Origin of the sequence: Kiloniella sp. EL199, assembly GCF_900313065.1 — a bacterium.
Classification (GTDB): Bacteria; Pseudomonadota; Alphaproteobacteria; order Kiloniellales; family Kiloniellaceae; genus Kiloniella.
This window is the reverse complement of sequence record NZ_OMPU01000006.1, coordinates 381,822-404,497: the sequence shown is the minus strand read 5'-3', so window position 1 is coordinate 404,497 and position 22,676 is coordinate 381,822. Positions and strand designations below refer to the sequence as shown.

Sequence of the window (22,676 nt, the reverse complement as noted above, 5' to 3'; positions counted from 1 at the left end):
ATCACCTGTTGTTTTTGGAATTACATAAACAGAATTTTCAGTCGAAATCTTTTCGCCCCCAGCTGTTTACGCACCTCCCAAAAATCAGCGTCAAAAATAATTATCTCATCAAGATGAGAATACTCAGGAGTTTGTCATGTCAGATATGGCGACAAATAATGTATCTATGAGCGATGATGGCACAGAAGCCACCCCACAAACAATATCTCAGAAATTCTATCGTGCAGCTTGGCGTTGGCATTTTTACGCCGGATTATATGTCATCCCGTTTCTTCTCGTGCTCGCCATAACTGGCCTGATCATGGTGTATTTCAATTCCATTGAAACCCGTTTTGGCGAAAAGCTTTATATAGCGCCGAAAGCAGAAATGTTGCTCCCCACCGCACAACAGAGAGCTGTCGCTAATGCTTATCCCGGCAGTTTCATCACACAATATATGCCACCACCGGCAGCTGATCGCACCAGCCTTTTCACCATCAAAGTCGATGGTGAAAAAACTATCGTTTCCGTTGATCCCTATACTGCAGAAATTGTGGGGGCAGTAAAAAAAGATTCCACCTGGTTTTACTTCGCCAGCGACATTCATGGCAGTCTCCTTATCGGAGATCTCGGAGATCGATTATTGGAAATTGCCGCTGGCCTGACCATCGTTCTGATTGCAACTGGGCTGTACCTGTGGTGGCCGCGGAATGGAAAGGGTCTAAAAGACGCTCTGTTTCCTGATCTATCCGGAAAAGGACGCAATATCTGGAAAGAACTCCACGTCTCTATTGGTTTTTATATTTCAATAGTCCTGTTTTTCTTCCTCATTTCCGGCTTATCCTGGGCAGGTATCTGGGGCGGAAAGTTTGTACAACCCTGGAGCACTTTTCCCGCAGAAAAATGGGATAACGTTCCTCTTTCCGACCAATATCACGGCATGATGAATGACGGCGCGGTCAAAGAAGTTCCCTGGGGACTTGAGCTTACAAAAATGCCTATGTCCGGTTCCGATGCTGGTACTATTGGTATACCAGAGGGCTATGCAATTAATTTAAACTCAATCATTGTTCTGGCCCATGGCATTGGCTTTAACAAACAATTCCGTGTCAACCTTCCCGGATCACCAACAGGTGTTTACACCATATCCGCAGACTCTATGGACGGCGATACAGAAACCCCAACCAGCGACAAAACAGTTCACGTTGATCAATATACAGGCAAAATTTTGGGCGAAGTTGGCTATGAAGACTATTCGCTGATGGCCAAATCGATGGCTGTTGGTATTGCTCTGCACCAAGGGGATATGGGCTGGTGGAACACAATACTAAACACCCTTTTCTGCCTTGCGGTAATTTTCCTGTGCATTAGTGGAATTGTCATGTGGTGGATCCGCCGCCCCAAAGGAGCTGGAAGACTTGTAGCACCCCCCCTGCCAAAAAACCTTCCACTATGGAAAGGAGCAGTATTTATCATGCTCCTGCTTTCTCTCGCATTTCCCCTGGTGGGACTTACACTTCTTGGCGTACTTGCGATAGATCTCCTTATTCTTTCTCAACTACCGTTTATGAAACGTGCTTTTAACTAAGTCACGAACAACAAAGGGAGGTATCATAACCTCCCTTTTCTGATACTCCACAGCAAAGAGGTATCCTTTACCTCCCAGCCTTTCTGTTTAGAATTTTCCTTTGTGCCCCCCAGAGACACATCGTGGCTAACACACACCAGACAACACAGCCCATAACCACCGCTTCGGATGACACATTCTGATCAAAGAGCCAGCCAAACAGAGCTGGCGAAAGCGCAGAAGCCAAAACCGAGACAGACATCGCCATTGCACGGATCGCCCCGATATGCTTTGTCCCATAGACCTCAGCCCAGATAGCACTCGTCACTGTTGACCCAAAGCCCACAGAAATACCAATGAAGCTCATAAAAAGCGTTGCAGCATAAAGATGCTCTGATAGTCCCAAAAACAATAATCCAATCACAAAGACAGGAATATGAACAAGCAATAATCGTACAGCACCAAAGCGATCAACCAAAGAACCTGCCATCACCGCGCTGATGGTTATCATCACAGCGTAAATTGTGAAGTTCCCGGCAAACCACGCCATAGACCACCCTTTGCCCGTCACAATATGAATTTGATGAAAAAAGACCCCGGTCACAATAAAAGCCAAAGTACTCAACCCCGGTAACATCAGATAAAATGCGGGATCACGCAAAACATCACGCCGCATCCACTGCCTGTGTAAATTATTACTTCCTGATGCTAACGACTGATTTTTAATTTGCTCATTCATGCGTGCATCACGTTCGCTATGCCCACGCAAAAGCATAAACACCAAAGGCATTAGAACGAAACCTAAAAACCCGGCATTCAAAACCCAGGCTTCACGCCAGCTCAATAAACTCAGCAACCATATCGTCAACAAGGGCAAACTTGCTTCGCCTAGCGAAAGGCCTAACGAGGCAATAGAAATCGCCCGCCCTCTGTTATCGTGAAAGTACCGCGCCATTGCCGTTACAGAGATATGACTCATAAGGCCTTGCCCACATAACCGAACAAGGAAAAACAGTGGTAAAATCAAAAAGGGCAAACCTGAAGGGATGAAAGCCAGACCCAATGCAGCTACACCCAGCCCAATGATTACCAGGTAGCTGTAGAGCCGCAAATCCATATGGTCAATCTGCTTGCCAAACCAGATAACAGCAAAACCACTAATCAAAGTCGCAGCAGAATAAAATGCTCCAAAATCACCATGAGATAAGTTTAGTTCGGTACGAATTTCCTGATTAAATAAAGAAACGTAAAACGTTTGTCCAAAACTTGATGCAAAAGCGATAACAAAACCAAATGCCAGAAACCGTGCATTTGCCAAAATAAAATTGACCATGATTAAGCCTGTGGATTAAGCCTGAAGGAAGACGTTCTTTGCCGACAAGGGAAACCGGCCCAAAAGAATGTTATAGGCCAAAAGGTACATTCTAAATTGAGAATAGCTTGAATTGCTCAATGAGCAAGGTTTTCCGGGCCAAGATAAAAATCAGATCCAAAACGCCGCGAGCTGTTTTGTCAATAAACTGTGAAAGTTAAATTGCTATTATCTCTGATAATAACCTTTGGTTTGCATACAGCGATTGAAGTGAATAGCCTGTCTTTTCTTAACATCTTTTCTGTCGATATTCTGACGTAAAGTTAAAAGAGAAGAAGTTCCCCCACCAAGACTGTCACCAAAGCTGCCACCACGGTCATCTTCAATCCGCGCATCATGTGCAACAAGGCCTCTTGCATAGTAATGACAGGACGCAACATCATTCTCGTGATCTGTTTGAGTTTTGGGTGTTTCTGCAGAGTACAACTTGCCATCAGGTGCCTTGATAATCGGTTGCCCCTGAGGTGCTGCCGGTGCCGGGGCTGGTTCTGCAGAACCATAAGGGTAGCTATTCGTAACCGGCTGGTCACTAATACTCAGGCTATCCCCAGTCTGATTTACTGTGCCTGTCACATTTTGATTAATAACTTCGTTCGAATTACCACTTGGCGGAACAGCCAAAGCAGGAGAAGAAGAATAGGTCTTCGGCTGCTTTGGAGCCGCTTGTTCGCTTTTACCACCAAAAGCACACCCTGAAAGCAGGATTGCAACTGCAGAAGCGGTAAGAACATGGCGGCAATTCATAAAAATTCTCCCGATAACGTAATAGATAAATCAATGGACAAATAAATAGCTGTTATTAAACAGGCTTGGCATAAATAACAGCGTATGAAACGTTAATAACACCTTGTACTGGCTTCCAAGTCTTTGGCAAGTGATATAAATGGTACTTGAGCACCTTTTCGATAACACCGCCCTATCTTACACAACATATGTGAGTTCTTTATTAATTTCCCTTGCTATAAAAAGTTCGAAACGACTAAGGTCATAAAAAAGAGGATCTTATGAAATTTGATACCCCCCTAATTCCCGGCAAACTCGTAAAAAGATATAAACGCTTTTTAGCTGACGTAGAGCTGACAGACGGCACCATTGTGACTGCACATACTACAAACACAGGTTCAATGCTCGGCCTTGTCGAGGCTGGCTCATCTGTATGGCTTTCAGAGTCAGACAATCCGAAACGAAAGCTAAAATACACCTGGGAAATCGGGGCCGCCGGAAAAACACCTGTAGGGGTTAATACAGCCATTCCCAACAAGCTTGTCTTCGAAGAGATCTCTGCGGGGAACATTCCGCTTTTGACAGGCTATACAACAATCAAGCGTGAAGTTAAATACGGTAAGAATTCTCGAATTGATGTTTTTTTGCAAGCCGAAGACAAAGCGGATTGTTATGTTGAAATCAAATCAGTCACTCTGAGCAGAGAACCCGGTGTGGCAGAATTCCCGGACGCTGTCTCTAGCAGAAGCACAAAGCACCTTCAGGAGCTGGGCGACATGGTAGAAGAAGGCCACAGAGCCGTCATGTTCTACCTTACACAACGTGGGGATTGCACCCAATTTGTTCCCGCCAAAGACATTGATCCGGTTTATGCTGACGCCCTGAAAGTTGCAATGTCACGGGGTGTTGAGATTATCGCCTATAGCTGTAATGTAACGCCAGAGGGAATTCACTTGGATAAGCCGCTAGAGCTAGGTATATAGGCGTGCATTATCATATTATAGAATACTGTACGTAATAAACGACGTATTGGTAAGACTCGTAAGAAATGGAAGAGATAACGTGATCGACAATCTGACACGTGAAGAACGACAGTTTGTAACCTACACAGAAGAAGATTTTACTGGTATGCGCAAAGCCGGACGGCTGGCTGCGGAAACCCTGGACTTCATTACACCTTATGTACAGCCAGGCGTGTCCACAGGTAAGCTCAATGATCTCTGTCACGAGTTTATTACCTCACATAATGCAGTTCCAGCACCGCTGAACTACAAAGGTTTTCCAAAATCAATCTGCACTTCAGTCAACCATGTTGTTTGTCACGGAATTCCGGGTGAAGATAAAATCCTGCGTGATGGAGATAGTCTGAACATTGATGTCACGGTTATTTTGGATGAATGGCATGGCGATACCAGCCGCATGTTTTTTGCCGGCAAACCAAACGTGAAAACCAAGCGTCTTAGTGAAGTCACCTACGAATGTTTATTGCGCGGCATTGAAGTGGTTAGGCCCGGTGCAACACTGGGGGACATTGGCCACGCCATTCAAACCTATGCCGAGGCAAATCGCTTTTCAGTCGTCGAAGATTTTTGTGGCCACGGCATTGGTCGTAGCTTCCACACACCACCCAGCGTCTTGCACTATGGCCAAGCTGGAAAAGGGGCACGCCTGTTAGAGGGAATGATCTTTACCATCGAACCCATGATTAACGGGGGTAAATATGCGGTCAAAGTTCTCAATGATGGCTGGACAGCCGTCACCAAGGATAAGTCTCTCTCAATGCAATACGAACACACGCTGGGCGTAACTGCAGATGGATGTGAAATTTTCACCCTCTCCCCCAAAGGCTGGCATAAACCACCTTACGATTAAATATTCTTAATTCTGGTAAATATTCTTAAATTTGGACTTACTCGGGCATTGGTTTGAAAACAGAAAAACCTCATTATCATGGTCATCGCGATAGGTTGCGCCAGCGCCTGTTGGAAAAAGGTGCTGAGAGCCTTGCTGATTATGAGGTGCTTGAGTTTCTCCTTTTTGGTGTTAATCCGCGTGGGGATACAAAACCCCTGGCTAAAAAACTAATCGAAACGTTCGGATCTTTAGCCGAAGTTTTTGCAGCTTCACCAAATGAACTTAAACAAGTGACCGGTGTGGGGGATGCAGCTGCATCACTTCTTAAGCTCATTCCCGAAGCTGCCCGGCGTTTGACTAAAGATGCTATCCTTGATCATCCGGTAATTGATACCTGGGACAGACTGTTAGAATACTGCAAGATCATTATGGCCCGAGAAAAAGTTGAACAGTTTCGGCTTCTTTTTTTGGATCGAAAAAATCGGCTGATTGCTGATGAAATCCAGCAAAAAGGCACAATAGACCACACCCCTGTTTACCCACGCGAAGTCGTGAAAAGAGCTTTAGAACTCAGCGCCTCTGCCTTGATTATGGTTCATAATCACCCCAGCGGAGATCCTTCACCCTCGCCAGCAGATATAACCATGACAAAAGAAATCAAGGAAATTTGTGGAAAGCTTGGCATTGAACTGCATGATCATTTAATCATCAGCAAAACTGGCAACAGCAGCTTCCGACATCTCGGGTTACTGTAAAACAAAGCACCAATAAAAAGGTCACCCATAGACGACCTTTTCCGAGAACAAGTGTTCAATTTACGATGCTCTAGTTTGACGCAAGCGATACCAGAACGAAAAGAGATAGAAAAATAAGAAACAAGCAACATAAAACTCGCTTAGTTCGTTCAAATCCATATCAAAATACATATGCTCATCTAGCCGGGTCCACTTCTGAAAAAGCTGCCTCAGCACACGACTGACAAGGCAATAAATAGTAACTGGCAAGCCAACAACGGTTGGAAACAGCCAGTAAAGAGCACTTCCCATAGCTGGTTTTGCCATATACCCGAACTTGATAATAAGTGGGATAACAATCGTCCCGATCGCCATACCGATCATGATAATTGATTTTATTGTTGTATCATGACCGTTAAGCGTATTGTGGAAATTGGTTTCATTATGATCATTAATGGCAGCCAAGCCTTCTGGTGTTTCCCACTGGAACCAATGTTGCCCCCAACTTGCTTCCTCACCCGCAGCGATAAAGACTGCAATAGTACAAAGCATTAACCAGTAGCCAAGGTATTTTGACGGTAGAGCATCGCGCATGCGCCAAGCCAGGAAACCGAAAATAACTGCTGGTACCAACATAACAAAAGCAGCATTCTCAACAATGCCGCGTCGTTCACTCTCAATATAGTATTCGTACTCTGCCCAGTCCGGGAAAACTGTACGACCGATAACCATAACCACTACCATTAACAATGGTAGCCACTGCCAATAAAGTTTGGAAAAATCAGTTAGGTTATCAGCATTATTTGCTGAATTTTGTGTCACATCCGCCTCAATGAATTTTTCATTAATTTTTTATGGTCGAGGGCTATAGCACAAGAAAGAGGTTGTTAAAAGACAGGAGCATTAGGACATAAAGTTGTATGTATATACAACGCTTATTATCAAACTCAGCCATAGTTAGATAGGCAGAGCGACATTGTCCCAGGGAGAAAGAAGAAGATAAATTCACTATAACAGTTGACAGAAGCTGACAACTTCGCTTGTTTCACCCTGAGATTGTTGGCAATAAAAATTTGCCATAACTTTGTGCACTTTCCCAAAGGAACAAAAGCACCATGATCCCACGTTATAGTCGCCCAGAAATGACTTCAATCTGGGAAGCAGAAAATAAATTTCGTATCTGGTTTGAAATTGAAGCACATGCTTGTGACGCCCAGGCATCTCTGGGTGTTATCCCTAAAGAAGCTGTGGCCATCATCTGGGAAAAAGGTCAAAAGCCTTATACTCCGGAACGCATTGCACGCATTGATGAAATCGAAGTAGAAGTCAAACATGATGTCATTGCCTTCCTGACTGAACTTGCGGAAAACGTGGGTGAAGAATCCAGATTTGTACATCAAGGCATGACATCCTCTGATGTGTTAGATACCTGCCTGTCCGTTCAAATGTCACAGGCTGCAGATATTTTACTTGCCGATATGGATCGTCTGTTGGCTGCACTGGAAAAACGTGCCAAAGAAACAAAACATATGGCTTGTATTGGTCGTTCGCACGGCATTCATGCAGAGCCAGTTACTATGGGCCTTAAGTTTGCTCGTTTCTTTGCGGAAATGGATCGTAACAAAAAACGTCTGCAACAAGCACGTGATGAAATTGCAACCTGCGCGATTTCGGGTGCAGTCGGTACCTTTGCCAATGTTGACCCGTCTGTAGAAGAACATGTAGCCGAAAAAATGGGCCTGACGCCTGAGCCAATTTCAACTCAAGTTATCCCACGTGATCGTCATGCAAATTACTTTGCAGTTCTGGGTATCATCGCTTCTTCTATCGAAAACATTGCCACTGAAATTCGTCATTTACAGCGCACAGAAGTTCGTGAAGCACAGGAATATTTTGCTCCGGGCCAAAAAGGTTCTTCTGCGATGCCTCACAAACGTAACCCAATTCTGACAGAGAACCTGACCGGATTGGCACGTATTGTTCGTTCCGCAGTAACACCTGCGCTGGAAAATGTTGCCCTATGGCACGAGCGAGATATTTCGCACTCTTCCGTCGAACGTATGATCGGTCCAGACGCGACTGTAACGCTTGATTTTGCACTTAATCGTCTGGCTGGCACCATTGAAAAGCTTGTGGTCTATCCGCAAAATATGCTGGACCATATGAACAACTTCGGCGGGATCCACGACGCCCAGCGGGTATTACTTTACCTCACTCAGAATGGCGTCAGCCGCGAAGATGCCTATCGCATTGTTCAACGCAACGCCATGCGTGTATGGAAAAGCTATGGCATTGATCCCGACAACCCGGATTCCCCAGCGGAACTTGATGCCGTGGAAAAAGAGGCACAAGAACACGACAATCGTTTCTTCTTCTTTATGTCTAAAGACGAAGGCTTGATGGAAATTCTGAGTGTTGAAAAACTCAGTAAACTTCTGGATGAAGATTCAATCAGCTATCACACCAAAAATGTTGATCGCATTTTCGAGCGGATTTTTGGAAAATAAGTATGTGAGAGATCACTATATGATCTCAAGTTGCATTACCTAATGAAAAGAAAGCTCTGAAATCGGGGCTTTCTTTATATGCTTCTTCCCCAAAGTTAGTACCTACTCAATTTTTACCAATTCTAAAGCTTGATTCATGAAATCCTGAATTTGTCGCTCAATACGATGTTCGGATTTATGAACTCCATACCGTGTAAAATCGTCAACAATCTTAACCTGCAAACGATCACGTCCAGTATCTTTGATATGTAATTCCACCAGCTCTTCTGCGTACGTCTCGGCGTCACTGGCTGAGAGTTCCATCAATTCAGCAGCCCAAAGCCCGACTAATCTGTTTCGGCGAATTTTGGCCTTAAAGAGGATATCCTGCTCATGTTTGAACTTGTTTTCATGAGCTTCTTTCAATTCCTGTAATGCATCCATGTTCTACATTTCCCTAAATAGAGACTGAAATATAAAAGATCCTGAAACACACTTTTATATTTCAATATAGAGGCAACTTAATAACCAAAAGTTTATACGTTAATTTTAATCAGCCACTGGAGTAAAAGAGATTGAGATCCCTAAAAAGCAAAAAAGGAGCTTCCGTGGGAAGCTCCTTTTGAGTAGTAAAGTACCACAAGCTAACAGCCTGTTATTCACTCATTAGCTGTTTTTTAGCTTCTTCCATCAAGTCAGCCATTTGACGCTCTAACTGATGGATTGATTTATCGATATTACGACTCTGAAAATCCTTCAGAACTTTTTGTTTTACATCCTCGTCACCGGGTTCAATCAAGTCTGCTTTAATAACTGTCTTTGCATATTCCTCAGCAGCATCTCCGGTAAGTCCCATCAAATCAGCGGCCCATAGCCCAAGAAGTTTGTTACGGCGTGCTTCTGTTTTGAACCGCAACTCTTCATCATGCTGGTATTTGTCTTCAAATGCCTTTTCGCGGTCACTAATGTTAATCATAAAACAAAGACTCCTTGCCTGAACTTAATTTTTTACTCTTGAACTTAAAACTGGTGGTTATTTCAGTACGAAATCAGTTTACAAAATTACTGAAAGCCATTCATTGAACCATCTGTTATATATTTTGTCATACCCCTTCACTTCTGCAAGGGAAACTCACTAATTTTATGAATATAATTCCATTTTATAGCAGGAACCCATTTTATAGTAGGAACTATGTGTACCGTTACCCTTCTTTCTCGCCCGGGTCATAAATGGCCCCTTTTATTTGCAGGCAATCGAGATGAAATGAATGATCGTCCCTGGCTTCCCCCTGGGCGACATTGGCATGATCGACCAGAAATTGTGGCTGGCCTGGATGAACTTGCTGGGGGTACCTGGCTGGGGACAAATGATTACGGCCTTCTTTCCTGCGTCTTAAATCGCCGCGGAAGCTTAGGCACTCAAGTAGATAAACGCAGCAGAGGCGAATTGGTTCTGGAGGCTCTGGATCATGCCGATTCTTATGATGCCGCGATGGCACTTGCTGATTTAAATACTGCAGCATACAGAAGCTTCAACTTGATTATTGCAGATTATAAAAAAGCTTTCTGGTTACGTAATGATACAGAAAATGGCCCCGGCGCAGTAGAAGTATTCCCCATCCCCAAAGGAATTTTCATGATCACAGCTGGTGATGGCAACGATGATAGCCCGCGTATTACAACTCACAGACAGGATTTTGCGAACTCTATTCCCGATGTTGACGCAAATGATTGGTCAGGCTGGAAAGAAATTTTGGCTCGGAAAAACCCTTATCCCAAGGCAGCAATGACAGTAGAAACGTCAACAGGTTTTGAGACAACCTCATCCTCTCTTATCGCCCTTCCCGCCCCAAAGGCCATGACAGCGAAAGGGACTCCAGAAAAAATAAAGTGGTGGTTTGCCAATGGTAAACCCAGCGACATACCTTTTGAAGACGTAGAGATATAAAGCCTATTGAAGTTACTCAATCATAAAGCATCAACTAAAAAACAACATATTCAATCAGAATGATCTGTAATATTAAGTAGTTAATCCTGCTAAACCAAAAAGAATTTTTTCTTATAAAATTCTATATAAGTACAAAAGCCAAACTAGGATTGTCTTCTATAGCACAGACTGCTATATGGACCGCGAATGTATAGGAATGGAAACAAGCATCCATCCTTTGTTATCTCTTTCTGGGTAGAAACCCAAGGGACTGAGCGAATGCCGGGCAAGCCGTTTTTCAAAGGCAAACCATTGGCCTCTTTAACGGGCACATTACACTATTGCCTGTCACCCTTGCCTGCTGGCAGTGGATCAGTTCTATCGTATCTATCTATAAGAAATTCCCTCAATAGCCTGATAACTTTTGCTTACGATAAAAGAACAACAGCCATGCAGAAGCTTACGATGTTTCTTCGTACATTGTCGGGCAGAATTGAGAATGAAATCTGAACCTAAAGGTTCATTGTAGCGGGGGCCTTTAAAAGGTCCCCAAGTTGTTTAAACGAAAGTAGCTTATCAGAGGCCATAAAAGCGGTTTCTGTTCGCAACTGAATAATGGAGAATACGGGTGAAAGCGCGCATCCATGTCACTCTGAAAAACGGAGTCCTAGACCCTCAGGGCAAAGCGATTGAACACACACTGGGCTCCTTGGGCTTTGATGGTGTTAACGAGGCACGCCAGGGAAAATTCATCGAACTTGACATCCAAGAGACTGATGAAGCAAAAGCACGCGAAACCGTTACAGCCATGTGCGAAAAGCTTTTGGCAAACACTGTGATCGAAAACTATTCCATCGATCTGGAACAGTAAGTTCGTGCTTTTGCAGAAACACATTTCTGCAATCACGACTGAAAGATCTGTAATGGCTTACTGTAATTTCAAACTACGAGGAACTTGCCAATGAAAGCGGCGGTTATCGTTTTCCCAGGATCCAACTGTGACCGAGATATTCAGGTCGCGTTGCGTCAATCCATGGGATCTGAACCCCAGATGGTCTGGCATAAAGATGCCGACTTTGATGATGTTGATCTGATTTGCCTTCCTGGCGGATTTTCCTACGGCGATTATCTTCGCTGTGGAGCGATGTCAGCGAAATCACCCGTTATGAAAGAAGTTGTCGCCCGTGCCAACAAAGGTGTCCCAGTTTTAGGTATCTGTAATGGTTTTCAAATCCTGACAGAATGTGGTCTGGTGCCCGGCGCACTGATGCGTAACAGCAACCTAAAATTTGTCTGCCGGGATATTCATCTCAAAATAGAACGCAACGACACAGTCTTCACAAAGCAATATCAGGCAGGACAAAACATCCGTATCCCTGTTGCCCATCACGATGGAAACTACTTCGTGGATGCAGAAAGCTTAAAAACCTTGGAAAACAATGGACAAGTTGCCTTTCGCTATAGTGCCGAAGATGGCAGTGTTAGTGATGCAAGCAATCCGAACGGCTCTCTGAATAATATTGCTGGCGTTTATAACGAAAAGGGCAATGTTTTAGGCATGATGCCTCACCCTGAACGCCTTTGCGAGGATGTTCTGGGCGGTACAGATGGACGCCCCATGTTTGATAGCCTTGTTGCGGCACTTTCATAAGGTGATAAAAGAATGAGTGAAATTACCCCTGAAATCGTCGCTGAACACGGGATCAACAAAGAAGAATACGCCCTTGTTCTCGAAATTATGGGTCGTGAACCCAACCTTCTGGAACTGGGTATCTTCTCAGTTATGTGGTCCGAGCACTGCTCTTATAAATCATCAAAAAAGTGGCTTAAAACTCTTCCTACCGAAGGGCCACAAGTCATTATGGGTCCCGGCGAAAACGCTGGTGTCATCGATATTGGTGACGGCAATGCTGCTATCTTCAAGATGGAAAGCCACAATCATCCAAGCTTTATCGAACCCTATCAAGGTGCAGCAACAGGTGTCGGTGGTATTCTGCGTGATGTTTTCACCATGGGTGCCCGTCCAATTGCCAATGTGAACGCACTGCGGTTTGGTGAACCTGATCATCCCAAAACACGTCATCTAGTATCTGGTGTTGTTGCCGGTGTTGGTGGCTATGGTAATTGCGTTGGAGTTCCAACAGTTGCTGGTGAAGTTGAATTTGATCCTTCTTATAACGGCAATATCCTTGTAAATGCCATGACGGTCGGTTTGGCAAAAGCTGATCGTATCTTTACAGCTCAGGCATCTGGCGTTGGTAATCCCGTTGTTTATGTTGGTTCCAAAACAGGCCGCGACGGTATTCATGGTGCTACCATGGCTTCTGCTGAGTTCGATGATGCATCGGATGAAAAGCGCCCTACCGTACAGGTTGGTGATCCCTTTACAGAAAAATTACTCATAGAAGCCTGCCTGGAATTGATGCAGACAGATGCCATCGTGGCTATTCAGGATATGGGTGCTGCTGGCTTAACCTCATCTTCCTTTGAAATGGCTTCTTCCGGGGACATGGGTGTCGAACTGGATCTGGATCAGGTTCCCCAGCGCGAAGAAGGCATGACGCCTTACGAGATGATGCTTTCTGAAAGCCAGGAACGCATGCTGATCATCCTCAAGCCCGGGAAAGAAAATCTTGCACGCTCTATCATGGAGAAATGGGATCTTGATTTTGCTGTTATCGGAAAGTTGACTGATAGCAAGCGCATGGTTCTGAAGTTCCACGGCGATGTCGTTGGTGATCTGCCGATCAAACCATTGGCACATCATTCTCCGGAATATGATCGCCCGTGGGTACCAACACCAGATTCAAAAGACGTACTTGCAAGTGACATCAAAGAAGCAAGTGATACTACAGACGCTTTGAAAACCTTGATGAGTTCCCCGAATATGTCCAGCCGTCGCTGGGTGTGGGAACAGTACGATCACATGGTTATGGGTGATACAATCCAACGCCCGGGTGGTGATGCAGGCGTTGTTCGTGTTCACGGTACCAACCGTGCTCTTGCTGTGACTTCAGACTGTACACCACGCTATTGTAAAGCAAACCCGGTTCGGGGTGGTGCACAGGCTGTTGCCGAAACCTATCGCAATATCACAGCGGTTGGCGCAACACCTTTGGCTATTACCGATAACATGAACTTTGGCAACCCGGAACGCCCGGAAATTATGGGACAGTTTGTAGGCTGTATCGAAGGCATGCGCGATGCTTGCCTTGCGCTGGATTACCCAGTCGTATCCGGTAACGTTTCTCTCTACAACGAAACCAACGGTAAAGGCATTCTGCCAACACCTGTAATCGGTGGTGTCGGTCTGATTAAAAATTCGGACAAAACAGCAACAGTTGCCTTTGGATCCGAAGGGGAAAGTCTGGTTCTCATCGGAGATTCAATCGGACATGTTGGCATGTCCATCTATCTTGATGTGATAGAAGGACGTCGCGAAGGAAATGCACCGATTGTTGACCTTGCCGCCGAACGTAAAAACGGTGAGTTTGTCAGATCACAAATTGAAGGCGGTTTTGTAAAAAGCTGTCACGATTTATCCGATGGCGGCCTTGCTGCTGCTGTTGCCGATATGGCCATTGCATCAAACATGGGCGTAGAAGTAATCAAACCAGCAGAAGTTGAAACACCGACAACGGCTTGGTTATTCGGTGAGGATCAAGGTCGTTACCTGATTTCTATTAGTGATGCCGAGAGCTTTCTTGAAGCAGCCGAAGAAGTAGGCGTTTCCGCCGTTGTCGTTGGTTGTACAGGCGGGAATGGCTTGACGCTACCAGGTGGAAGTACCATATCCGTAACAGAGCTTCGTGCATGCAACGAAGCATGGATGCCAAACTATATGGCCGGATAACTTTATTCACCGTCGGAAAGAAGTTTTGACGCAGGAGAGGATTTAAAATACCTCTCCTGTAGATCTTTTCGAACAAGCTTTGTAGTGTGGTACCTGAAAAGGATTGAGAATCGAGAACAAGCTTCTCAATCTGAACCGGAGAAATGAGAACAAGGACAGTATTTATGCCGATGAACCCTGCAGAGATCGAAGCATTGATTCGGGATGCACTGCCCGAAGCAGATGTAACCATTGAAGATCTTCGTGGTGATGGTGATCACTATGCAGCTTACGTCGTTTCGCCTGCCTTTGAAGGGAAAACCCGCGTGCAACAGCACCAGATGGTTTACCAAGCCCTCCAAGGACGTATGGGCAATGAGTTACACGCGCTGGCTTTACAGACTTCTGCCCCGCAGACCTAAGCCATCTTACTGAATTAATACGATCAAGGAATAAACCTTATGGATAACGTTGTCGCTGAACGCATTCGTCAGGAAGTAAACGAAAACGACGTTGTACTTTTCATGAAAGGTACACCTGTGTTTCCGCAATGTGGGTTTTCCGCAACTGCGGCACAAATATTGACCCATCTTGGTGTTAAATTTACTGGTATTGATGTTTTACAAGACCCAAGCATTAGACAAGGCATCAAAGATTTCAGTAACTGGCCAACCATTCCTCAGCTCTATGTCAAAGGTGAGTTTGTTGGCGGTTGCGATATTCTACGTGAAATGTTCCAGACTGGTGAACTTCAACAGTTCTTCAAAGACAAAGGACTTGAGGCACAGGAACAAGCTTCCTAAGCTTCTGTCATTACAAAAGATCGTCTATTGAAAGGGTCGCCGATGGCGGCCTTTTTTATCGACTCAGCCTGAAAATCTCACATCACTGTGATAGCTTTGAAAACTCAAAGCAGGTGTACATCAATAATACCTATTCTCAGCGAGAAAATTAATTAAGGCATTATATATAAATACTTAGAAAGAATTACATCTACCATATTTGAAAACCGTTCTGAACTTTTTCAACATATAGAGTTCCATATGGTATTTATTAAACTCAAAAAAACATCACAATAAGATGATATTTTTAGTTCCAATCAAACATTTAAATCTCTTTAGCTACAACCACTTATAAATCATCTACCCCCCGACAACGATACCTAAAGAGATGACGATCAATGAAATACTTTACCTTCACAGCTTTCGCTTTGAGTACTACTCTTACTCTGAGTAATACCATAGTGTCGCCTACACATGCGGCAGCGCCAAATCCCTACCCAGATCAGATGCAAGAAGTACTTATCAAGTACAATATTGACCAGAATACCATCAAATCCCAAACCACACTCGAACGTGGTATCAGCAATAGCAGAAGACAGCGTATCCAAGGCTATGACACCTTTATTCGCTTCCATGACTGCAAAGGATATCTAAAAATAGTCCAACATCGCTTTGGTCATGTAAAACAGGTTTTCACAAGAGGCGAATGCACAATTCCAGGGATTGAAAGCTTTTAGCTAAACATCCCGAGGAGCAATATAGACATACTAGAGAATATAAGCTTTGAGTTCACTCAAACAAAAAAGGTTGCCAGTAAAACTGACAACCTTTTTTGATAACCATTTAATGTCAACAAAGCTGCCGACAGAATTTTCGTCCCGATTAGCGGGAGTAAAATTCGATGATCAGGTTTGGTTCCATTTGAACTGGATAAGGAATATCAGCAAGTTCAGGAACGCGAACGAAAGTAGCTTTCATCGCTTTCAGGTCGGAATTTACATATTCTGGAACTTCACGCTCAACAGATTCAACAGCTTCCAGAACCATAGGGATCTGACGGCTTTTCTCTTTAACTTCGATCACATCGCCTTCTTTAACTTGATAGGAAGGAATGTTCACTTTTTTACCATTAACAGTAACGTGCCCGTGGTTCACGAATTGACGCGCAGCAAATACTGTAGGTACGAATTTCGCACGATAAATAACGGCATCCAGACGACTTTCAAGAATGCCAACAAGGTTCTGACCTGTATCGCCTTTACGACGGTTGGCTTCTGCAAAGTAACGACGGAACTGTTTTTCACCGATGTTGCCGTAGTAACCTTTGAGCTTCTGTTTGGCCATAAGCTGTGTACCAAAGTCAGAAGTCTTACCTTTGCGGCGTTGGCCATGCTGACCAGGGCCGTAGTCACGACGGTTTAGGGGGCTTTTTGGGCGACCCCAAAGATTAACGCCAAGACGGCGGTTAATTTTATATTTAGCAGCGATACGCTTGGACATTTCGATATCCTATATATTAAGTTTGGTGTCCCGGTAGTTCCAATCAAGGACGGGGAACAGGCCTGTGGCCGCCCCACTTTCCCGGGAATGCAGGCGCGACTATACGGATACACATCCAAAAGTCAAACCTATTTCTCGCTGTACAGATTGCAAAGCCTGCGTAAGATACATTTCTATATCTTTCCTGCAGGTCAGCAGAACTACCCATTTTACGAGGTTAAGCCAATGGCAATCCACTTTTCCGAAGAAGAACTGGCCCAACGCCGTCAAAAAACTATTGAAGAGATGGTAAAGCGTAACTTGGACGGGATGCTTATTTTCCGTCAAGAATCAATGTTTTACCTAACTGGATATGACACTTTTGGTTATGTTTTCTTCCAGTGTCTTTATCTCGGTTCCGACGGAACAATGACGTTGCTGACCAGATCGGCAGATCTACGACAAGCAAGGCATACATCCATTATCGACGATGTCAGAGTATGGGTTGACGGCCCCGATGCAACACCCGAACTGGACCTTCGAAAGATTCTCGAAGAACATGGTGGGAAAGATAAGACCTTTGGAGTCGAGCTTGAAGCCTATGGATTAACAGCACGAAACGGTCGCCGTCTATATGCTGCACTGGACTGTTTCTGTCGTCTGGAAGATGCTTCTGACTTGATAAGCCAGCTCAGGGTAATAAAAAGCCCTGCAGAGCTAGGATATGTACGTAAAGCGGCTGAGTTGGCTGACAATGCCCTGCGTGAAGCAAATGCACTTTGCGTGCCCGGTGCATTTGAAGGTGACATTCTCGCGGCCATGCAAGGAGCTGTCTTCAAAGGCGGCGGAGATTATCCCGGCAATGAGTTTATCATTGGCTCAGGGCAGGATGCTCTACTCTGTCGTTATTTCACCGGTCGCCGACATCTTGATGCCGAAGATCAGATTACACTGGAATGGGCTGGAGCCTATCGTCACTATCACGCCGCCATGATGCGTACGATCGTAATCGGTACACCAACCGTTCACCAGATTGAAATGCACAAGGTAGCAACGGATGCCATGGCTGCTTGTATGGAAACACTCAAACCCGGCGCTGCTGTCGGTGATGTTTTTGATGCCTACGCGCGGGTCGCCGATGAAGCAGGGATGCAGGAACACCGACTTAACGCCACCGGATATAGTCTTGGGGCAACATTTGCGCCGAACTGGATGGACTGGCCGATGTTCTATCATGGCAATCCCGTGGAAGTGCAGGAGAATATGGTATTCTTTCTCCACATGATCCTGATGGATAGCGAAAACAACACCGCCATGTGCCCCGGTCAGACAGTCGTTGTCACTAAAGACGGCTGTGAAAACCTCTCGAAAATGCCACTTGATCTAATTTCGAACGGGTAAACCTAAAAGCGCGCAAGGCTGAAAGTTTAATCACGTCACCTTGCGCTCTTTTTTCCGAGAAAAAATTACTTTCTCGGCTTTTGCACCCGAGGACCAAGCTGTAACGTCTTGACCACACCGTGCAACGTATTGACTTCCTGATCTGTTAAATGCGCGCGTTGGAAGATATTCCGCAAGTTTCGCACCATGTTTGGACGTTTTTCCGGCGGCCAGAGGAAACCTGATTCATCTAAGGCTGCCTCAAGACGTTTGTAAAAATTTAACAACTCGTCCTTTGTGGCTAATGGTGAACTACCAAGCAAAAGTTCTTCATCCGGGACATCTACCCCCTGTTGAAACCATTCATAGGCTATCAACAAGACAGCCTGCGCCAAATTCAAAGATGAAAACTTGGGATTCAGCGGAACAGAGATCACAGTGTCAGCCAGAACAACATCATCATTATGCAAGCCAGCTTTTTCCGGGCCGAAAAGAACGCCAACCTTCTGATATGATTGATCAAAAACGCGCATTTCCTTGGCCGCATAATGCGGGACTGCAACCGGTTTTGTCATATCCCGTGTTCGGGCCGTCGTGGCATAGACTTTATGCAGATCGGCAATTGCCTCTTCTGTCGTTTCGAAAACCTGTGCTTTTTCCAAGACCTCAATTGCACCTGCCGCTGATGCCTCTGCAGCAGGGTTCGGCCAACCGTCCCTCGGCTTTACAAGGCGCAATTCTGTTAACCCGTTGTTCAACATGGCACGGGTTACCATCCCTATGTTTTCACCAAGTTGAGGCTTGACCAGAATAATCGCCGGACCACCTGTGTTTGAAGGTTGAGCCAAATCCGGTTGCGTGGAATCAGTACCCGCCACTGTATTCTCCATTTTCGAAATCAAACCTTAGACTAAATGCTTTTGGGGTTTAAATGCTTTTGGCTTTTTCATGGAAAAGCTTCCATGTAATGCCATCATTAATCGCATTATAAGACGCATCAATGATATTTGGCGACACACCTACTGTTGTCCACCTACGTCCTGTGCCGTCCCCCGATTCAATCATCACACGGGTCACCGCGCGCGTTCCATCCTGTGGCGTTAGAATGCGCACCTTATAATCAAGCAGGACCATGTCCTCAAGTTCCGGATAGAACGGCAACAACGCTTTCCGTAGGGCACAATCCAACGCGTTTACCGGACCGTTACCAGTCGAGACTTCCATGATTTCATTCCCGCCAACGTCCAGACGGACTGTGGCTTCTGATTCAGTCACAAGGTTATGCTTTGCATCCCAGCGCCGATCATCCATGACCCGAAAGCGCGAAAGAGAGAAATATTTCGGCACTTCACCAAAGGCACGTCGTGCTAATAACTCAAAGCTGGCCTCAGCACCATCATAGGAATAGCCTTCGTATTCCCGATCTTTTACCCGCTGCAGCAAGGTTGTCATCTTGCCGTTATCCTGAACATCAAGATTGATATTCATATCCCTGAACATCGCCAAAACGTTTGAACGGCCTGCTTGATCCGACACGACAATATGACGCCTGTTACCAACATCCTCAGGATTTATGTGTTCGTAGGTCTTCGGGTCTTTCTCAACAGCCGAAACATGTAAACCACCTTTATGGGTGAACGCAGACTGTCCGACATAAGCAGCATTACTGGATGAAGCACGATTCAAGCGTTCATCCAACATATGAGAAACAGAGGTCAAACGCTTGAGCTGTTCATCACTAACACCAATGTCATAAGACGTTTTAAGCTTTAGTGATGGTATCAGCGAGACAAGATTTGCATTGCCACAACGTTCACCCAATCCATTAAGAGTCCCTTGAATTTGACGGGCACCTGCTTCAACCGCGGCCAGAGAGTTCGCCACAGCATTTTCTGTATCATTATGACAATGAATGCCAAGATGCGTGCCGGGAATTTTATCCGTCACCTCGCTGACAATCTGGCGAATTTCCTGCGGCAAAGTTCCGCCGTTGGTATCGCAAAGAACGATCCATCGAGCTCCAGCGTCGTACGCAGATAACAGGCAATCCATAGCGAATTGTGGATTTGCCTTGTAACCATCAAAGAAATGTTCCGCATCAAACATCGCTTCGCTTTTACGCGTTTTCAGAAAGGCAATGGACTCACCAATCATGTCGATGTTTTCTGTTCTTGGAATATCCAGCGCCACATCCACATGGAAATCCCACGTCTTGCCCACAATACAAACAGCATCCGCAGCCGAATTGACCAACGGCGCAAGTCCCGGATCATTTTCAGCGGATCGCCCGGGGCGGCGTGTCATTCCAAAAGCAACGAATTGCGCCGCTTTCAGATCGGGGCGTTCATTAAAAAACTCGTTATCCGTGGGATTGGCACCGGGCCATCCCCCCTCAACGTAATCAACGCCAATCGTATCCAATCCCATCGCAATCGCAATTTTATCAGCAACAGAGAAATCCACTCCCTGTGTCTGCTGACCATCGCGCAGCGTGGAATCAAATAGAAAAACGCGGTTTTCGTTTACGGATCCTGACGACATTTTATTACAAGTTTCTTTGTGAAATTGATTTATATCTGCTTTTGACCATACAGATACGAAAAGGTCAATGTTGCAGCCCTTGTAAACAAAGATCTTTCTTAGTGGTCATACAAATTTTCCAGGATAGAATTACAACTATAAAGATGTTACATATGCACATACTAAAACAGTGTTATTCAGTTAATATACAGAGTTAGGTTTTTATGACAGATTCCATAATTGTAACAGCCACCTGTGGCTTCAAGTAATCAAGAATTCTCCTGGAAATGGTTCTTATTCTCTTCAAAGGGCCGGATTACAAGATCAGATTATTGGTTACGATATTTTTTACCGTACCTTTTTACCTATATTGTACTTATCATTATCGACATTGCTTTAGGGACATTTGACGATGCTTCGGGATATGGCCTTATAAGCAGTATATTCATGCTGGTATTTCTATACTCATCTGTTGTTGTTCAGATCAAGCGATGGCACGATCGAGATAAGAAAGGTTGGTGGATATTTATCAATTTTATCCCTTTTATTGGTACAATTTGGGCTCTTGTCGAAAATGGCATATTAAAAGGAACAAAAGGTCCTAACCGCTTTGGTCCATCACGCTTGCCGGAAGAACAAGATATCAACGAAATTTTTGAATAAAGCCTTCATCGTTACTGCCAAAGCGTACAAAACAATAGAATCACAACTATAATAATGTTATACAAATCGCCAACTTAAATCGTTTTTAAGTTAGCTTATATTTTGTTCAATGAATCTGGGGGGATTTTTTTATGACAGATTCCACAATGACACAGCCACCCGTGGCTTCAGGTAGCCAGGACTTTTCCTGGAAATGGTTTTTACTTTCTCCAAAGGGACGTATTTCGCGGTCTGATTATTGGCTAAGATACGTTTTACCATATTTCATCATCAACATCGTCCTCATCGCTTTGGACTTTATGATTGGCACCTACAGCATCGAAGCTGGCGGTGGTTTATTTAGCACTATATTCGCAATCGTTGGCCTCTATCCTTCTATCGTCGTCCTCATTAAACGTTGGCACGATCGAGATAAAAGCGGCTGGTGGACCCTTATTATTTTTGTTCCAATCATCGGTGCTTTCTGGGTTCTTATTGAATGTGGCTTCTTAAGAGGAACAGCAGGTCCAAATCGTTTTGGCCCATCACGTTTCCCGGAAGAACAGAATATCAACGAAGTTTTTGAATAAAGCTTTTCATTGATCATAAAGCCCGTAGGATAAATGAGATCTTACGGGCTTTTTTTTTATGAGTCATAAACATGCCACAGCTTCTTCCCGACTTGTCATTACTTATTCCCTTCATTCTTGCGGGGATTGCCCTGAACTTAACGCCCGGCGTTGATATGGCCTATGTCCTGGCAAAAACAACTCATCAGGGCAAGAAAGCCGGGCTGTTGGCTGCTTTGGGAATTAGTTTGGGGTCAATGGTGCATGCCACGGCTTCCGCATTGGGAATATCAGCACTGCTCGCCGCCTCTGAAACCGCTTTTCTGACACTAAAAATTGCTGGTGCAATCTATCTTTTTTACATCGCCTATAAAATTCTAACCACCCCATCACAAAGCCCTACCAAAAACGGAAAACAATCACACTCACCCAGATATAAAAATGGTCGTATTATCATGGAAGGTGCTATGACCAACCTTTTAAACCCCAAAATCGGCCTTTTTATGCTCGCCTTTCTTCCTCAATTTATTGATGCAGCGCCTCAGGACGTGGTGTGGCAAACACTCGCCTTAGGACTTCTGTTTAATATCAACGGCTACATTGTTTTTGTTGTGCTTATCCTCTTTACCTCTTTCGCGGCAGCAAAGGTGAAAGCAAGTCAGCGTGTCAAAACATTGCTGCGTTGGGCGACGGCAACAATTTTAGGCGGCATGGCTATTCGTATTGCCTTTACGAATAACTAGCCCCACTCCCAAAAATCGAGATTTTTTCGAACAATTGTTATTCGGCATCTTTTTCCCAGGAATTTATGCTATGTCAGGGAAGTAAAT

24 protein-coding genes are annotated in these 22,676 nt (G+C 44.8%); 15 read left to right on the top strand and 9 right to left on the bottom strand.

Going from position 1 to position 22,676, the window contains the following annotated elements; genetic code table 11:
• Positions 1-136: 136 nt before the first annotated feature.
• Positions 137-1,567 carry a PepSY domain-containing protein gene (locus D9A03_RS05225; RefSeq protein ID WP_216825384.1) on the top strand — a complete coding sequence of 477 codons (1,431 nt, stop codon included), beginning with the start codon at positions 137-139 and terminating at the stop codon, positions 1,565-1,567.
• Between the two features lie 67 nt (positions 1,568-1,634).
• Here the strand turns inward: D9A03_RS05225 and D9A03_RS05220 are convergent, their stop codons facing one another.
• Positions 1,635-2,879, bottom strand: coding sequence for an MFS transporter (locus tag D9A03_RS05220; protein WP_120496141.1), 1,245 nt, complete (start codon positions 2,877-2,879; stop codon positions 1,635-1,637).
• Positions 2,880-3,086: 207 nt separating this feature from the next.
• On the bottom strand, positions 3,087-3,662 hold the full coding sequence (locus tag D9A03_RS05215; protein ID WP_120496140.1) for a hypothetical protein: 576 nt from the start codon (positions 3,660-3,662) through the stop codon (positions 3,087-3,089).
• Between the two features lie 260 nt (positions 3,663-3,922).
• Here D9A03_RS05215 and sfsA point away from each other — a divergent pair, with 260 nt between their 5' ends.
• The 3 genes from sfsA (at position 3,923) to radC (ending at position 6,250) form a co-directional block, all read left to right on the top strand.
• Positions 3,923-4,624: a DNA/RNA nuclease SfsA gene (sfsA, locus tag D9A03_RS05210; RefSeq protein WP_120496139.1), complete on the top strand. Its 702-nt coding sequence runs from the start codon at positions 3,923-3,925 to the stop codon at positions 4,622-4,624.
• Between the two features lie 79 nt (positions 4,625-4,703).
• Entirely contained in the window at positions 4,704-5,513 is an 810-nt protein-coding gene (map, locus tag D9A03_RS05205; RefSeq protein WP_120496138.1) for a type I methionyl aminopeptidase, read from the top strand.
• A gap of 53 nt (positions 5,514-5,566) precedes the next feature.
• Positions 5,567-6,250, top strand: a complete 684-nt coding sequence (gene radC / locus D9A03_RS05200) for a DNA repair protein RadC (RefSeq protein ID WP_120496137.1) — start codon at positions 5,567-5,569, stop codon at positions 6,248-6,250.
• A 60-nt stretch (positions 6,251-6,310) separates the two neighbouring features.
• Here the strand turns inward: radC and D9A03_RS05195 are convergent, their stop codons facing one another.
• Positions 6,311-7,051, bottom strand: coding sequence for a hypothetical protein (locus D9A03_RS05195; protein ID WP_120496136.1), 741 nt, complete (start codon positions 7,049-7,051; stop codon positions 6,311-6,313).
• Positions 7,052-7,344: 293 nt separating this feature from the next.
• Here D9A03_RS05195 and purB point away from each other — a divergent pair, with 293 nt between their 5' ends.
• On the top strand, positions 7,345-8,736 hold the full coding sequence (gene purB, locus D9A03_RS05190) for an adenylosuccinate lyase (RefSeq protein WP_120496135.1): 1,392 nt from the start codon (positions 7,345-7,347) through the stop codon (positions 8,734-8,736).
• Positions 8,737-8,838: 102 nt separating this feature from the next.
• On the opposite strand, the gene D9A03_RS05185 is transcribed toward purB, so the two are convergent.
• Both D9A03_RS05185 and D9A03_RS05180 read right to left on the bottom strand, forming a co-directional pair.
• A complete protein-coding gene (locus tag D9A03_RS05185; RefSeq protein WP_120496134.1) occupies positions 8,839-9,159 on the bottom strand; it encodes a DUF1476 domain-containing protein in 321 nt (106 codons plus the stop codon).
• A gap of 211 nt (positions 9,160-9,370) precedes the next feature.
• Positions 9,371-9,691 (bottom strand): DUF1476 domain-containing protein, encoded by a 321-nt coding sequence (locus D9A03_RS05180; RefSeq protein ID WP_120496133.1) that lies wholly within the window; start codon positions 9,689-9,691, stop codon positions 9,371-9,373.
• A gap of 216 nt (positions 9,692-9,907) precedes the next feature.
• On the opposite strand from D9A03_RS05180, the gene D9A03_RS05175 reads away from it, so the two are divergent.
• From D9A03_RS05175 to grxD, 6 genes are all read left to right on the top strand, one after another.
• Positions 9,908-10,663 (top strand): NRDE family protein, encoded by a 756-nt coding sequence (locus D9A03_RS05175; protein ID WP_120496132.1) that lies wholly within the window; start codon positions 9,908-9,910, stop codon positions 10,661-10,663.
• A gap of 607 nt (positions 10,664-11,270) precedes the next feature.
• Positions 11,271-11,513: a phosphoribosylformylglycinamidine synthase subunit PurS gene (gene purS / locus D9A03_RS05165; protein WP_046508027.1), complete on the top strand. Its 243-nt coding sequence runs from the start codon at positions 11,271-11,273 to the stop codon at positions 11,511-11,513.
• A 90-nt stretch (positions 11,514-11,603) separates the two neighbouring features.
• Positions 11,604-12,293 carry a phosphoribosylformylglycinamidine synthase subunit PurQ gene (gene purQ / locus D9A03_RS05160; protein ID WP_120496130.1) on the top strand — a complete coding sequence of 230 codons (690 nt, stop codon included), beginning with the start codon at positions 11,604-11,606 and terminating at the stop codon, positions 12,291-12,293.
• Between the two features lie 12 nt (positions 12,294-12,305).
• Positions 12,306-14,495 carry a phosphoribosylformylglycinamidine synthase subunit PurL gene (gene purL / locus D9A03_RS05155; protein ID WP_120496129.1) on the top strand — a complete coding sequence of 730 codons (2,190 nt, stop codon included), beginning with the start codon at positions 12,306-12,308 and terminating at the stop codon, positions 14,493-14,495.
• A gap of 164 nt (positions 14,496-14,659) precedes the next feature.
• Positions 14,660-14,896, top strand: coding sequence for a BolA family protein (locus D9A03_RS05150; protein WP_120496128.1), 237 nt, complete (start codon positions 14,660-14,662; stop codon positions 14,894-14,896).
• Positions 14,897-14,935: 39 nt separating this feature from the next.
• On the top strand, positions 14,936-15,277 hold the full coding sequence (gene grxD, locus D9A03_RS05145) for a Grx4 family monothiol glutaredoxin (RefSeq protein ID WP_046508037.1): 342 nt from the start codon (positions 14,936-14,938) through the stop codon (positions 15,275-15,277).
• Between the two features lie 374 nt (positions 15,278-15,651).
• Here the strand turns inward: grxD and D9A03_RS19730 are convergent, their stop codons facing one another.
• Both D9A03_RS19730 and rpsD read right to left on the bottom strand, forming a co-directional pair.
• On the bottom strand, positions 15,652-15,891 hold the full coding sequence (locus D9A03_RS19730) for a hypothetical protein (protein WP_162937981.1): 240 nt from the start codon (positions 15,889-15,891) through the stop codon (positions 15,652-15,654).
• A 247-nt stretch (positions 15,892-16,138) separates the two neighbouring features.
• Positions 16,139-16,756 carry a 30S ribosomal protein S4 gene (rpsD, locus tag D9A03_RS05135; RefSeq protein ID WP_120496126.1) on the bottom strand — a complete coding sequence of 206 codons (618 nt, stop codon included), beginning with the start codon at positions 16,754-16,756 and terminating at the stop codon, positions 16,139-16,141.
• A gap of 225 nt (positions 16,757-16,981) precedes the next feature.
• On the opposite strand from rpsD, the gene D9A03_RS05130 reads away from it, so the two are divergent.
• On the top strand, positions 16,982-18,136 hold the full coding sequence (locus D9A03_RS05130; protein WP_120496125.1) for a Xaa-Pro peptidase family protein: 1,155 nt from the start codon (positions 16,982-16,984) through the stop codon (positions 18,134-18,136).
• Between the two features lie 65 nt (positions 18,137-18,201).
• On the opposite strand, the gene D9A03_RS05125 is transcribed toward D9A03_RS05130, so the two are convergent.
• Both D9A03_RS05125 and cimA read right to left on the bottom strand, forming a co-directional pair.
• The gene (locus D9A03_RS05125; RefSeq protein WP_120496124.1) at positions 18,202-18,993 is read right to left on the bottom strand and encodes an RNA methyltransferase; all 792 of its coding nucleotides are present in this window, start codon (positions 18,991-18,993) and stop codon (positions 18,202-18,204) included.
• A 49-nt stretch (positions 18,994-19,042) separates the two neighbouring features.
• Positions 19,043-20,656, bottom strand: a complete 1,614-nt coding sequence (gene cimA / locus D9A03_RS05120) for a citramalate synthase (RefSeq protein WP_120496123.1) — start codon at positions 20,654-20,656, stop codon at positions 19,043-19,045.
• A gap of 234 nt (positions 20,657-20,890) precedes the next feature.
• On the opposite strand from cimA, the gene D9A03_RS05115 reads away from it, so the two are divergent.
• The 3 genes from D9A03_RS05115 (at position 20,891) to D9A03_RS05105 (ending at position 22,589) form a co-directional block, all read left to right on the top strand.
• Entirely contained in the window at positions 20,891-21,298 is a 408-nt protein-coding gene (locus D9A03_RS05115) for a DUF805 domain-containing protein (RefSeq protein WP_120496122.1), read from the top strand.
• A 131-nt stretch (positions 21,299-21,429) separates the two neighbouring features.
• Positions 21,430-21,867, top strand: coding sequence for a DUF805 domain-containing protein (locus D9A03_RS05110; RefSeq protein ID WP_120496121.1), 438 nt, complete (start codon positions 21,430-21,432; stop codon positions 21,865-21,867).
• Positions 21,868-21,938: 71 nt separating this feature from the next.
• On the top strand, positions 21,939-22,589 hold the full coding sequence (locus D9A03_RS05105; protein ID WP_120496120.1) for a LysE family translocator: 651 nt from the start codon (positions 21,939-21,941) through the stop codon (positions 22,587-22,589).
• Positions 22,590-22,676: the final 87 nt, after the last annotated feature.

Coding starts and splice junctions, on each gene's coding strand:
- cimA (WP_120496123.1), bottom strand. CDS start 20,656: ATGTCGTCAGGATCCGTAAACGAAAACCGCGTTTTTCTATTTGATTCC.
- purB (WP_120496135.1), top strand. CDS start 7,345: ATGATCCCACGTTATAGTCGCCCAGAAATGACTTCAATCTGGGAAGCA.
- D9A03_RS05150 (WP_120496128.1), top strand. CDS start 14,660: ATGCCGATGAACCCTGCAGAGATCGAAGCATTGATTCGGGATGCACTG.
- purL (WP_120496129.1), top strand. CDS start 12,306: ATGAGTGAAATTACCCCTGAAATCGTCGCTGAACACGGGATCAACAAA.
- D9A03_RS05105 (WP_120496120.1), top strand. CDS start 21,939: ATGCCACAGCTTCTTCCCGACTTGTCATTACTTATTCCCTTCATTCTT.
- D9A03_RS19730 (WP_162937981.1), bottom strand. CDS start 15,891: ATGGAAGCGAATAAAGGTGTCATAGCCTTGGATACGCTGTCTTCTGCT.
- D9A03_RS05225 (WP_216825384.1), top strand. CDS start 137: ATGTCAGATATGGCGACAAATAATGTATCTATGAGCGATGATGGCACA.
- purQ (WP_120496130.1), top strand. CDS start 11,604: ATGAAAGCGGCGGTTATCGTTTTCCCAGGATCCAACTGTGACCGAGAT.
- D9A03_RS05185 (WP_120496134.1), bottom strand. CDS start 9,159: ATGGATGCATTACAGGAATTGAAAGAAGCTCATGAAAACAAGTTCAAA.
- rpsD (WP_120496126.1), bottom strand. CDS start 16,756: ATGTCCAAGCGTATCGCTGCTAAATATAAAATTAACCGCCGTCTTGGC.
- D9A03_RS05215 (WP_120496140.1), bottom strand. CDS start 3,662: ATGAATTGCCGCCATGTTCTTACCGCTTCTGCAGTTGCAATCCTGCTT.
- D9A03_RS05110 (WP_120496121.1), top strand. CDS start 21,430: ATGACAGATTCCACAATGACACAGCCACCCGTGGCTTCAGGTAGCCAG.
- D9A03_RS05220 (WP_120496141.1), bottom strand. CDS start 2,879: ATGGTCAATTTTATTTTGGCAAATGCACGGTTTCTGGCATTTGGTTTT.
- D9A03_RS05175 (WP_120496132.1), top strand. CDS start 9,908: ATGTGTACCGTTACCCTTCTTTCTCGCCCGGGTCATAAATGGCCCCTT.
- sfsA (WP_120496139.1), top strand. CDS start 3,923: ATGAAATTTGATACCCCCCTAATTCCCGGCAAACTCGTAAAAAGATAT.
- grxD (WP_046508037.1), top strand. CDS start 14,936: ATGGATAACGTTGTCGCTGAACGCATTCGTCAGGAAGTAAACGAAAAC.
- D9A03_RS05180 (WP_120496133.1), bottom strand. CDS start 9,691: ATGATTAACATTAGTGACCGCGAAAAGGCATTTGAAGACAAATACCAG.
- D9A03_RS05130 (WP_120496125.1), top strand. CDS start 16,982: ATGGCAATCCACTTTTCCGAAGAAGAACTGGCCCAACGCCGTCAAAAA.